The organism is Streptomyces smyrnaeus, assembly GCF_017676345.1.
Taxonomy (GTDB): domain Bacteria; phylum Actinomycetota; class Actinomycetes; order Streptomycetales; family Streptomycetaceae; genus Streptomyces; species Streptomyces smyrnaeus.
This window is the reverse complement of record NZ_JAFFZM010000034.1, coordinates 47028-59295: the sequence shown is the minus strand read 5'-3', so window position 1 is coordinate 59295 and position 12268 is coordinate 47028. Positions and strand designations below refer to the sequence as shown.

Annotated in this window: 10 protein-coding genes; 5 read left to right on the top strand and 5 right to left on the bottom strand. The window is 71.4% G+C overall.

The features are described 5' to 3' along the window. Positions 1-72: 72 nt before the first annotated feature. Entirely contained in the window at positions 73-840 is a 768-nt protein-coding gene (locus JW613_RS33380) for an SDR family NAD(P)-dependent oxidoreductase (RefSeq protein WP_209214608.1), read from the bottom strand. Positions 841-978: 138 nt separating this feature from the next. Here JW613_RS33380 and JW613_RS33375 point away from each other — a divergent pair, with 138 nt between their 5' ends. Together JW613_RS33375 and JW613_RS33370 are read left to right on the top strand one after the other, a co-directional pair. Further along, entirely contained in the window at positions 979-1665 is a 687-nt protein-coding gene (locus JW613_RS33375) for a TetR family transcriptional regulator (protein WP_099879212.1), read from the top strand. A 146-nt stretch (positions 1666-1811) separates the two neighbouring features. Next, positions 1812-2840: an aspartate-semialdehyde dehydrogenase gene (locus JW613_RS33370; RefSeq protein WP_209214606.1), complete on the top strand. Its 1029-nt coding sequence runs from the start codon at positions 1812-1814 to the stop codon at positions 2838-2840. A gap of 166 nt (positions 2841-3006) precedes the next feature. Here the strand turns inward: JW613_RS33370 and JW613_RS33365 are convergent, their stop codons facing one another. Next, a complete protein-coding gene (locus JW613_RS33365) occupies positions 3007-4050 on the bottom strand; it encodes a S1 family peptidase (RefSeq protein ID WP_209214636.1) in 1044 nt (347 codons plus the stop codon). 593 nt (positions 4051-4643) lie between these two features. Then, on the bottom strand, positions 4644-5558 hold the full coding sequence (locus JW613_RS33360) for a S1 family peptidase (RefSeq protein WP_099879216.1): 915 nt from the start codon (positions 5556-5558) through the stop codon (positions 4644-4646). 472 nt (positions 5559-6030) lie between these two features. Here JW613_RS33360 and JW613_RS33355 point away from each other — a divergent pair, with 472 nt between their 5' ends. Beyond that, a complete protein-coding gene (locus JW613_RS33355; RefSeq protein WP_209214600.1) occupies positions 6031-6489 on the top strand; it encodes a cell division protein SepF in 459 nt (152 codons plus the stop codon). Between the two features lie 47 nt (positions 6490-6536). Here the strand turns inward: JW613_RS33355 and JW613_RS33350 are convergent, their stop codons facing one another. Together JW613_RS33350 and JW613_RS33345 are read right to left on the bottom strand one after the other, a co-directional pair. Then, positions 6537-7721, bottom strand: a complete 1185-nt coding sequence (locus tag JW613_RS33350; protein ID WP_209214599.1) for an acyl-CoA dehydrogenase family protein — start codon at positions 7719-7721, stop codon at positions 6537-6539. A 45-nt stretch (positions 7722-7766) separates the two neighbouring features. Next, a complete protein-coding gene (locus JW613_RS33345; RefSeq protein WP_209214598.1) occupies positions 7767-9500 on the bottom strand; it encodes an MFS transporter in 1734 nt (577 codons plus the stop codon). A gap of 324 nt (positions 9501-9824) precedes the next feature. On the opposite strand from JW613_RS33345, the gene JW613_RS33340 reads away from it, so the two are divergent. Together JW613_RS33340 and JW613_RS33335 are read left to right on the top strand one after the other, a co-directional pair. Further along, positions 9825-10991 carry a glycosyltransferase family 39 protein gene (locus JW613_RS33340; protein ID WP_209214597.1) on the top strand — a complete coding sequence of 389 codons (1167 nt, stop codon included), beginning with the start codon at positions 9825-9827 and terminating at the stop codon, positions 10989-10991. A gap of 332 nt (positions 10992-11323) precedes the next feature. Further along, positions 11324-12223 carry a phosphatase PAP2 family protein gene (locus tag JW613_RS33335; RefSeq protein ID WP_307866140.1) on the top strand — a complete coding sequence of 300 codons (900 nt, stop codon included), beginning with the start codon at positions 11324-11326 and terminating at the stop codon, positions 12221-12223. The last annotated feature ends 45 nt before the right edge of the window (positions 12224-12268 follow it).

Below are 12268 nucleotides of genomic sequence, written 5' to 3'. Positions count from 1 at the left end.
GGGGCTTGGGGGCGGAGCCCCCAACAACGGAGAGGGGCCCAGGCGGGCCCCCTCAAGCATTGGCGGCGGGTTTTACATGTGGGTGCCGCCGTCGATGCGGAGCTCGGTACCAGTGATGAAGGCCCCATCACTGGAGGCCAGCATGGCAATGGCACCGGCAACGGTCTCCGGACCGGCGAAGCCCTCCCCGAGGGCGGGAGACAACTTCGCGAGCAGCCCGTAGTCGGCGTCCTCGGGCAGCCCGGGGGCACGGGTCATACCGGAGTCGATGGAGCCGGGCGCCACGCACACGGCCCGCAACCCGCGCTTGCTGTACTCGGCCGCGATGGCGTGCGTGAAGGACTGGATACCGCCCTTGGTCGCGGCGTACGCGGCCATATAGGGGTGCGCGAAACTCGCCGAGGTCGAGCTGAAATTGACGACGACCCCCTCCCCCGTGGCCAGCAGCGCGGGCAGCGCCTGCCGGGTCACCAGGAAGGTTCCGGTGAGGTTGACACCGATGATCCGGTTCCAGAAGTCGAGGGTCATCGTCTCGGTGTGCCGGGAGTCGAGGATGCCCGCGGCGTTGACGAGTACGTCCAGCCCGCCGAGCCGCTCGATGGCGGCGCCGATGTGTTCGCGTACGGAGTCCTCGTCGGAGATGTCGACGGTGGTCAGGTCGAGTCCGGCCGCCGCCGTGCCGTGCTCGGCGGCCAGGGCGCGGGTCTTGTCCAGTCCGGCCTCGGCGATGTCCGCCGCGACGACGCTGCCGCCCTCGGCGAGTATCCGCAGGGCGGTGGCCTGGCCGATCCCGGAGCCCGCGCCGGTGACCAGGACCTTTCTGCCGGTGAAGCGATTCATTGCTGCTCCTGTTCTGTTGCCGGAAGCCTTCGGCTTCCGTTGACGGAGCCTTCGGCGGGCTCCTCCGTCACGGTACGCCTGCCTGGCACAACGTGCCAGGCAGGCGTACCCCGCCGTAGTGACCTACGCTTGCCGCCCATGAGCTCCCACCCCGAAGAGACCGTCCCGCGCCCCTCCCTCACCGAGCGCCGCAAGGCGGAGACCGAGCGGGAGATCGCCCGGCACGCCGCCGAGCTGTTCTCCGAGCACGGCGCGGCGGGCGTCACAGCGGAGGACATCGCACGGGCGGCGGGCGTCTCGCTGCGCACCTTCTACCGCTACTTCCGCACCAAGGAGGAGGCGGTCGCTCCGCTGCTGACCGGCGGGGTACGCCAGTGGCTGGCCGATCTGGCCGCCGCGCCCGCCGAGCTGTCCGTGACGCAGGCGCTGGAGCACGCCGTCCGGGCAGCGCTCACCCCGGACGGGCCGTACGCGGACATCCGGACCGAGGCGCTGGAGAGCACCCGCGGTCTGCTGCGTGCCGTCCCCGGCGAGCCGGCGCTGCACTCGGTGTGGCTGCGGGTGCACGCGGAGACGGAGGAGGCGCTGGTGCCGGTGCTGACCGGGCTCGCGCGCGAGGGCACCGACCCGCTGGAGCTGCGGTTGGCGGCGGCTGCCGCCAACGCCGCCATGCGGATCGCGATGGAGGCCTGGGCGGCCACGGAAGCCGAGCCCGATGATCCCGAGCGGGGTCCCGCCGCACTCGCCGTACGCTGTCTACGGGAGCTGACCGCGGGAGTGCGCACGCCCCGCGCACAGCCGCTCCCCGGTGCCGGGGGGCTGTGACCCAAATCAAAGTGCTGGCACCCCGTACCCCGCACCGTGCAGGGTAGGGGCACGCACGACATCAGCGCGGCGAAGGGCGCAGGTCCTCCGCAGCGGCGGAGCCGCCCCGTCGAGCCGCGCGCCCAGCGAAAGGCAGAAGGAGCCCCATGAAGGTCGGGATTGTCGGAGCCACCGGTCAGGTCGGCACAGTGATGCGCGAGATTCTGGCCGAGCGTGATTTCCCGGTCGACGAACTGCGGCTGTTCGCCTCCGCACGCTCCGCGGGCCGGACGCTGCCCTGGAAGGACGGCGAAGTGACCGTCGAGGACGCGGCCGCGGCCGACTACGCCGGGCTGGACATCGTCCTGTTCTCGGCGGGCGGCGCCACCTCGAAGGCCATCGCCGAGAAGGTCGCGGCGCAGGGCCCGGTCGTCATCGACAACTCCTCGGCCTGGCGGATGGACCCCGAGGTACCGCTGGTCGTCTCCGAGGTGAACCCGGAAGCGGCCCGGCGCCGGCCCAAGGGCATCATCGCCAACCCGAACTGCACCACCATGGCCGCGATGCCGGTGCTGCGTCCGCTGCACGCGGAGGCGGAGCTGACCGCGCTGGTCGTCGCCACCTATCAGGCGGTCTCCGGCAGCGGTCTGGCGGGCGTCGCCGAGCTGGAGAGCCAGGCCCGCAAGGCGGTGGAGAACGACGCCGCGCAGCTGACCTTCGACGGTGAGGCGGTGGACTTCCCCGAGCCGGACAAGTTCAAGCGTCCGATCGCCTTCAACGTGCTGCCGCTGGCCGGCTCGATCGTCGACGACGGTCTGGCGGAGACGGACGAGGAGCACAAGCTCCGCAACGAGAGCCGCAAGATCCTGGACATCCCCGAGCTGAAGGTCTCCGGCACCTGTGTGCGGGTCCCCGTCTTCACCGGCCACTCGCTCCAGGTCAACGCCCGCTTCGCGCGCCCCCTCAGCCCCGAGCGCGCCGCCGAGCTGCTGGCCGGCGCGCCGGGCGTGGAGCTGTCGCCGATCCCCACTCCGCTGCAGGCGGCGGGCAAGGACGTCAGCTATGTGGGCCGGATCCGCGCCGACGAGACGGTCGAGCACGGTCTGTCGCTCTTCTTGTCCAACGACAATCTGCGCAAGGGCGCCGCGCTCAACGCCGTTCAGATCGCGGAGCTGGTCGCGGCCGAGCTGAGCTGACGTCCGGCAGGCGGCAGGCGAGTACGCGGCACGGCAGCCGCGCGGAAGCACGGAACCCCCCGGACCTGGTCCGGGGGGTTCCGCTGTGGGGGGTGTCGAGCCCCTCCGCGACAGGGGCTCGCCAGGATCCCGTGTGGTGACCGGGTGCTGGATCAGCCGGTGGGGGTCAGCCGATCTTGGCGCCCAGCGCGTCGAGCGCGGCGGGCACCGGCTGGAAGTAGGTCTCGCCGCCGGAGGAGCAGTCACCGCTGCCGCCGGAGGTCAGACCCAGTGCCTTGTCGCCCGCGAAGAGCGAGCCGCCGCTGTCGCCGGGCTCGGCGCACACGTCGGTCTGGATCAGTCCGTCGACGGTGCCCTCCGGGTAGGAGACGGAGGCGTCCAGCGCCTTGACCGTGCCGTCGTGCACCTGGGTGGTGCTGCCGCTGCGGGTGACCTTCTGGCCGACCTGTGCCTCACCGGCGCCGGAGATGGCCTGGGTGCCGCCGTCGTAGAGGTTGACCTCGCTCGGGTGGTCGGTGTCACCGGTGTAAGTGGCGATGCCGTAGTCGGCGCCCGGGAACTTGCCGTCGCCGCTCTCGGCGATGGGCTGGCCGCCCTGGCTGTCGGACCAGGAGGAGATGGCCGTGGTGCAGTGGCCCGCGGTCAGGAAGCCGGGCTTGCCGTCCGCCGTGGTGACGTTGAAGCCGAGCGAGCAGCGGCCGTTGCCGCCCCAGATGGCGTCGCCACCGGCGATCTTGGTGGTGAACTTGCCGTTGGTGCGCTTCAGTTCGGCCTTGCCGTCCTGGGCCTTGATCTGCTTCTTCAGCTCGGCGAGCTCGGCGCCCTTGACCGTGCTGTCGGCGGTGACGACGACCTTGTTGCTCTTGACATCGACGGCGCGGGCCGTGCCCGTGACGTCGTTGCGGGTGAGGGCGTCCTTGGCGGACGTGAGCTGGGAGAGGGTGTGCTCGACGACCCGGGCCTTGGCGCCCGCCGCCTCGACCTTCTCCTTGGCCGCGTCATCGGTGACGTTGACGACCAGTTGCTCGGCCTTGGCGTCGTAGTAGGAGCCCGCGTCACCCTTGATGTCCGAGGTGAGCTTCGAGGCCAGTTCGGCCGCCGAGGCGGAGGAGAAGGTCTTGGCCGTGGGGGCTTCGGGTGCGGCGTTCGCGGTCGTGACCGTGAGCGCGCCGGCCGCGAGGGCCGCGGCGCCCGCGCCGGCGAGCAGCATCCGCCGCTTGGGTACGCGTCGGTGGTTGGACAACGTGATACCTCCAGTGGGGGGTTGGGCCCGCCCGAGGCGTGGGCGGTCCCGGAGGATGTATGAACACGACCCTCTTACCCAAGAGGAAGTCGCGTCCATGCCAACTTGTGGGCCGAGTATTGCGATCCCCCGATCCCCGCACAAGGTTCAGATCACGTCAGCCGACCGGAAGTTCGGTCCGCCTGTCAAGGTGCCGAACGTCCCTTTCTGCCCCTGACGTCCGGTAGAACGAACACGCGGGGCGATGCCGCGTGTTCACGAGGTAAGGCATGGACCTGTCCGATACTCGTCCCCCCGGCGGCCGGAATCCGGCACCGGATCGAAGCACCCCGAAGCCGGCCGCGCCCGCGTGCACGACGCCTCGATCCCGCCCGTGCGAACACACCCGCGCACCGGCACACAAAGACGCGCTCACCCACGCGAGGGCGCCGCACACCAAAGGCGCGCACCGAAGCGCCGCACACAAAACCGCCGCACACGGAAGTGCCCGTGCACGCACCCAGGGGGCGTGCACGGGCACAAGGCCGAGCTGTGTCAGTGCGTGTACCGGTGGCGATACGTCAGTAGACGTTCACACCGTATGCGCTGAGTGCTTCGGTCACCGGCTGGAAGAAGGTCGTCCCGCCGGTACGGCAGTTGCCACTGCCGCCGGAGGTCAGACCGAGCGCGGTGCTGCCCCGGTAGAGGGGGCCGCCGCTGTCGCCGGGTTCCGCGCACACACTGGTGCGGATCATCCCGTAGACCACGTCACCGCCGCCGTAGTTGACCGTGGCGTTGAGCCCGGTCACCTGACCGCTGTGGGTGCCGGTGGTGCTGCCGCGCCGGGTCACCGTCTGACCGACGGAGGGCGTGCCGGCGCTGGTGATGTCCTGGTTGCCGACGGTCCCGGGGTGCGAGACGGACGAGTTGCTGTAGCGCACGATCCCGTAGTCGTTGCCGGGGAAGCTCGATCCGGCGGTGGGGCCGATCAGGGTGGTGCGGCTGGAGTTGGTGTACCAGTTGCCGCCGAGATCGGTGCAGTGCCCGGCGGTCAGCAGGTAGTAGGTGCTGCCGCTGCGGACGTTGAAGCCTGCCGAGCAGCGGGCGGACCCGTTGTAGATGGCGTCCCCGCCCGACAGGTACTTCTTGAACGTGCCCTTGACGCGCTCGATCTCCAGGGCGCCCGCGTTCTTGCCCGCGGTGCGCTGGATGCGCGCGATCTCGGCACCTGAGACGCGGCTGTCGACCGCGACGACGAGTTTGTTGCTCTCCTTGTCGACGTGCCACGCCGTGCCCGCGACATCGGCGTCCAGCACGGCGTCACTTGCCGAGCTGAGCTGACTCGCGGTGAAGGTGTGGGGGGACGGAGCTTCCGCGGAGGCCGTGGCGGGCGCGATGAGCGCCCCTGCCGCTGCCATGCCCGACGCGACGGCGATCATCCCGTTGCGTCTGCGGCGTGCCAAGCCTGCGTTGGCTTTTGTGCGTTTGATCCTCACTTTTCCTCCCGATCAGGGAAACCAAGCGTGCTCCTGACAAACGCTGCATGGAGTATTCGCAGCGGTTTTCCGGCCCCGCAAGGGCATCTTTCGGACTCCCTGAGTCCAGTTCGCGTGCCGTCCACGCCGTTTGGCACCGGAAGGAGTGGGGGAGGAGACGATTCTGGCCTATCCCTGGCCAGCCCCTGGTCAACCTGGGAGCACGACAGGGCAGTCGCTCACTCGGATGGCATCAGCGGCCACTCGTCCGGCCGGAACGGGACAAGGCGGAACATCCTGCCCCCCGTCACCTGCCGCTCGGTACAACAACCTTGATCGAGCGCCACCCGTTGTGCACCAGAACCGTCACGAATGCCGTGCCGGACGGGTAACCGCTTGGCGCATCATCAGCATCATGGACGACCATAGGGGTTGCGGACCCGCGGCGGAGCGCTGAGAACGGTGGGACACCGCGCAAGGAGAGGAGGCGTCCATGGGATCGGTGCGCAAGGCGAGTGCCTGGCTGGGCCTCGTCGACGACAGCGAGATGCGGTACTACGACTATGCCGACGGGGCGGACGGCCCCGCGGAGGGTCCGGAGCCCGCGGACGCCGCACGCGAGCCGTGGGTCACCGACCCCAGAGTGCGCGTCACGGCCGAGACGGCGCAGGACCAGGGCACCAAGATCGCGACGGTCAGTCCGGACTGCTTCCGGGACGCCCGCGGTATCGGGGAACTCTTCCGGGAGGGGGTCCCGGTCATCGTCAACCTCACCGCGATGGAGCCCGCTGACGCCAAGCGGGTCGTCGACTTCGCGGCGGGGCTGACCTTCGGACTGCGCGGCTCCATCGAGCGGGTCGCCAACCGTGTCTTCCTGTTGACGCCGCCCGACTACAGCGTCGTCACCAACGAGGACCGCCGCGACCCGGGCGGCTTCTTCAACCAGAGCTGACCGCCGGAGGGGCTGCGCCGTAGGCAGCCCCTCCGGGGCCGGCGGCCCTAGCCTCGAAACGCGTCGAACCCCGTCAACGCCTTGCCCAGCACCAACTGGTGCATCTCCACGGTCCCCTCGTACGTCAGCACCGACTCCAGGTTCGTGCTGTGCCGCATCACGGGGTACTCCAGCGAGATCCCGTTCGCCCCCAGCACGGTCCGTGCGGCGCGGCAGATCCGGATGGCTTCCCGGGTGTTGTTCAGCTTTCCGAAGCTGATCTGCTCGGGCCGCAGCCGTCCCGCGTCCATCCGCGTCCCCAGATGGTGCGCGAGCAGTACCCCCTTGTGCAGTTCGACCGCCATGTCGGCCAGCTTCGCCTGGGTGAGCTGGAAGGCGGCCAGCGGCTTGCCGAACTGCTCCCGCTGCTTCGCATAGGCCAGCGCCGCCTCGAAGCAGGACCGCGCCGCTCCCATCGAGCCCCACACGATCCCGTACCGGGCGTGGCTCAGACAGCTGAGCGGTCCACGCAGCCCTTCGGCGCCGGGCAGCACCGCGTCCGCGGGCAGCCGCACCTCGTCCAGCACCAGTTCGCTGGTGACCGAGGCACGCAGCGACAACTTGTGCTTGATCTCGGGTGCCGAGAACCCCGGGGCGTCGGTGGGCACGACGAATCCGCGGATGCCCTCGTCGGTACGGGCCCAGACCACGGCGACCCCGGCCACCGAGCCGTTGGTGATCCACATCTTGCGGCCGGTGAGCACCCAGTCCGAGCCGTCGCGCTTGGCGAAGGTCCGCATGCCGCCGGGGTCGGAGCCGTGGTCGGGCTCGGTCAGCCCGAAGCAGCCGATCACCTCGCCGGCGGCCATCGACGGCAGCCAGCGCTGCTTGTGCTCCTCGCTGCCGAACCGGTGGATGGCGTACATCGCCAGCGAGCCCTGGACGGAGACCAGGGAGCGGATGCCCGAGTCGGCGGCCTCCAGCTCCAGGCAGGCCAGGCCGTACTGGACGGCACTGGCGCCCGCGCAGCCGTAGCCGGTCAGCGACATCCCCAGGGCGCCGAGGGAGCCGAGTCCGCGGGCCAGTTCACGGATGCCGGGCAGCTCGCCGCGCTCGTACCAGTCGGCGACCTGTGGCAGTACGCGATCGCCGACCCAGGAGCGCACGGTGTCGCGTACGGCGCGGTCCTCGTCGCTGAGCAGGTCGTCGATCCCCAGCGGATCGTGCGCGTCGAACGCGGGCAGCGAGCTCATGGTGGCGCCTTTCACAGGAGGACGATCGCGGCTACCGAGCTGACGCTACGACTGGGTAACGCCCCGCGACAAGGGGTGCCCGGAGCGTTGCTGCTGCTCCTCGGGGGTGTCGTCCCGTTCCCAGGAGGAGCCCCGCCGGGCGCCGCGGGCGGCTTCGCGCTCCGCCGCTTCGCGCTCCGCGGCTTCGCACCCGGCGCCGCCGGCACTGGTTTCCATCCGGCGTGGCAGCCGCAGCGCCGCCAGAGCGCCGAGCAGCAGCAGACAGGCGCTGACCAGCAGCGTCACATGCAGCCCGGTGACGAAGGAGGAGCGTGCGGCCGACCGCAGTGCCTCTCCCGGTCCGGCACCGAGGTGGCCGGCGACCTCGTACGCCTCCCCCAGCGAGTGGCTGGCGTCGGCGCCGGCACCGCCGGGCAGGCCCAGTCGCTGTGCGGCGTCGCGCACGCCCGGCCCGTAGGCGGCGTTCATCACGCTGCCCAGCAGGGCGATGCCGATACCGGCGCCGAGCTGGTAGGCGGTCTCGCCGACGGCAGCCGCACCGCCGGACCGGCCGGCCGGCGCCTCGCTCAGCATCGACTCGTAGCAGCCGAACAGGGTCGTCTCCAGGCCGAAGCCCAGCAGCACGAAACAGCCGATCAGCAGGCCCGGCCTGTCGTGCTGGTCCACGCCGGTCAGGCACAGCACCGCGACGGCCGTGACGACGAAGCCGAGGGCGACCATGGTGCGCGGCCCCAGCAGCGCCAGCAGCCGGGAGCCCAGCAGCCCGGCGGCGATGGCGGCGAGGGAGAGCGGCAGCAGCCGCAGCCCGGTCTCCAGCGGGGAGAGGCCGAGGACGAGCTGGAGGTACTGGGCCGCGATCAGCGCGAGCCCGACCAGCGCCAGCACGGTCAGCACGATGCAGCCCACCGAGGTGCCGAAGGCGGCGCGGGTGAGAGTGCCGAAGTCGATCAGCGGGTGGGGGCGGCGGCGCTGGCGGCGGACGAACAGCGTGATCAGTACGGCACCGGCCAGCAGCGGGAGCCAGCACAGCGGAGTGAGCACCTCGCCGCCGCCCGCCTGTTTGACGCCGAGTATCACCCCGAAGAGGCCGAGCGCCCCCATCACGGCGCCCAGCACGTCCCAGGGGCCTTCGCTGCCGGTGGCGGACTCCGGCAGCAGCCACCGCCCCACCGGGAGACCGGCGGCCATCAGCGGGATGTTGATCAAAAAGACCGAGCCCCACCAGAAGTGCTCCAGCAGCGCTCCTCCCACCAGCGGCCCGACGGCCGCGCCCACCGCGGCGACGGCGCTCCAGATGCCGACGGCCAGGGCGCGTTCCCGCCGGTCGGGGAAGACCTGGCGGAGGATGGAGAGCGTCGCGGGCATGATCATGGCGCCGCCGACACCGAGCAGTCCCCGGGCGGCGATCAGCACGGCCGGGGTGTCCGCGTACGCGGCGACGGCGGAGGCGGCGGCGAACAGCCCGTAGCCGAACAGCAGCACCCGGCGGGTGCCGATCTTGTCGCCGAGTGTGCCGAAGAGGATGAGCAGCGAGGCACACACCAGCGGGTAGGTGTCCACGATCCACAGCAGCTCGATCGAGCCGGGCCGCAGATCCTCGGAGACGGCGGGCACCGCGACGTGCAGCACCGTGGCGTCGACGGCCACCAGGAGCAGGCTGGCGCACAGCACGACCAGGACGACCCACCGGTTCACTTCCCGGCCGGGCCGCAAGGCTCCCGCTCCGTTCTCGGGGACGTCCGCCGCCTTCCGCGATATGGCCGTGGTCGTCCCGGACATGTACGCACCTCCTGTTGCTCTCGCACCCGCGGGGCGGACCGTGGGGGTGGGGACGGTTGCCCGGGTCGCGACACCTGCCCGCGCGGCCCGTTCGGCGTCGGCGTCCGGCCCCGGTGAAGAGGGGCGAGTGCCGGTTAGCGTACGCGAACCGGCGCGGGCGTCTAGCGCTCCCCCATTCAACCGATGGACCACCGCCGGTGCATCTGCCCGAGGCACGGCTCTCCATGACCGCGATTTTCCAGCGCTTTTCCGGCAGGGGGCGCACAAGCGGCGGTTCCCGTCCCGCTGCCCGGTGCTCCCGCACGGTGGCCAATAATCGTCCGAATGACTGACCTCGCCGATCCCGGCACGCCCTCGACGCCGACCGGGCCCGCCGCCGCCGACCGTACGAAGGCCTGGCGCCGGCCCGCCGCCGCGCTGCTGGCGTACGCGGGGGTGCGCGCGCTGGGGCTGGCCGTACTGGCGATCTGGAGCGCCGCCCGCGGTACGAGCGCCCACACGCTGCTCACGGCCCGCTGGGACTCCCTGTGGTACACCCGGGTCGCCGAGGGCTGGTACGGCTACCGGGTGCGGCTGCCGGACGGCGGGGTCCACTCCGATCTGGCGTTCTTCCCGCTGCTGCCGGCGCTGGAGCGGGGACTGGCCGAGATCTCGCCGCTCGCCGCACCGGACGCCGGGATGGTGGTGAGCTGGCTCTCCTCGCTGGCGGCGGCCTGGGCGCTCTATCTGACCGGCGCCCGGCTGCACGGGCACCGCGCGGGCCTGTGTCTGGCGGTGCTGTGGGCGGCGGTCCCGGTCGGTGTGGTGCAGTCGATGGCCTACAGCGAGTCGCTGTTCACCGCGTTGGCCGCGTGGGCGCTGTGGTCGGTGCTGACCGGCCGCTGGGTGTGGGCGGGCACCCTGGCGGCGCTGGCCGGGCTGACGCGCCCGGTGGGGGCCGCGGTGGTGGCAGCGGTGTGGATCGCGGCCCTGCTGGAGCTGCGGCGGGAGCGGCGCGGACCCGGTGCGCGGATGGCGCTGGGGCTGCTGCTGGCGCCCGCGGGGTGGTTCGGGTACGTCGGGTGGGTGGGCTTCCGCACCGGAAGTGTCACTGGATATCTGGACATTCAAGGCCAGTGGGGCAACGGCTTCGACGGTGGTCTGGCGTTCGCCGGGTTCATCGGGGAACACCTGAGGGGGTCGGTCGTCGGCGGCCTCGGGCTGCTCGCCGGCGTCGCGCTGGTGATCTGGCTGTACGTGCTGTGCGTACGGCAGCGGCAGCCCCCGGCACTGCTGGTGTACGCGGGCGTGGTGGTGGGGCTCGCGCTGTGCGCCAAGGGGTACTTCGGCTCCAAGCCGCGACTGCTGCTGCCCGCCTTTCCGCTGCTGCTTCCGGCGGCGGCCGGGCTGGCGCGGTGGACGCCGGCACGCGCGGCGGCGGCGCTGTGCACGCTGGCGGTGGTGTCGGCCGGTTACGGCGCCTGGTGGCTCAACGGCTCGGGCCCGCCGTGAGGGCAGGGCAGCGCGCGGGTGCATAGCGGGCAGGTGCGTACGGGTCGGGTGCGCCGGGAGGGCGCAGTGAGGCGGGTGCGCACGTGTGCGTCGGGGGCAGCGCGGCGGGTCCGCGGGAAAACGGAGGCCGGGAGTGGGGAATGAAGAGAATTCGCGCCAACCCACCTGTGAGCGAAGTCGCTTCACGGTCCGGTCGGACAATCAATCGGCGCCGGAAACGCGGGAGATAAACAGAACCTAAGCCCGCGCGGGGCGCTTTTGCACATCACATCGGCATCACGAAGGGGCCGCCATCGCCGAAGCGGCTCTTCACGCCCGGTAATCTCGATTAGGTGCGTACCGACCGAATCTTCTCCCGGCTGGAGCAGGAGCCTCATCGCCCCCGCGGGCCCTTCCCGCGGATGAGCCCTGTCCGGCTGGGCCTGTTCAGCGCCACGGTCGCCTTCTATCTGGCGATCGTGGTTGCCGTGCTGGGCACGACGTGGCTGGTGCAGCTCGACTGGCAGGTCATGCTCTTCCGCCCGTACAAGCAGTGGCCCGCCATCCACGGCTTCCTGGACGCCTTCGTGGTGCTGGGCCAACGCGGACCCACGGCGGTGCTGGTCGCCGCCTGGCTGGGCTGGCGCTCCTGGCGGCAGCGCACGCTGCGGCCGCTGCTGGCGCTGGGGTTCGCGCTGCTGCTGCTCAACGCCTCGGTCGGTGCGGTCAAGATCGGTCTGGGCCGGCTGGGGCCGCACTACGCGACCGAGGTCGGTTCGGCCGAACTGTGGGCCGGCGGCGATATATTTCCTTCGGGCCACACCGCCAACGCCGTGGTGACCTGGGGCATTCTCGCCTATCTGGCCACCACCCCGCGGGCTCGCCGATGGCTGTCCGTCGTCGCCGCCGTCTTCGCGCTCGGTGTGGGCGCGACCACCGTCTACCTCGGTACGCACTGGGTGAGCGACGTACTCCTCGGCTGGGCGGCCGGACTGCTGATCCTCCTCGGACTGCCCTGGTGCGAACCGGCCATCGCGCGGGTGGAGGCACTGGTCTTCGCGCTGCGTGAACGGTTCAGCACGGCGGGGTCATGGCTGGCGCCGAACCCGGCCCCGCCCGCCGCACAGCCGGTGCCCGCGCGGCAGTCCCTGGTCGGCGCGCGGGTGCCGACGCAGGACTCCGGGAACGGCACCCGCGCGGCGATGCCGCGCGCCGCCGACGAGGCGCGCGCCCCGGCCTCCTCCCGTTACTGAGACCTGCCCGGCCGGGGTGACCTGCCCGGTCCTCCCACGCCGACG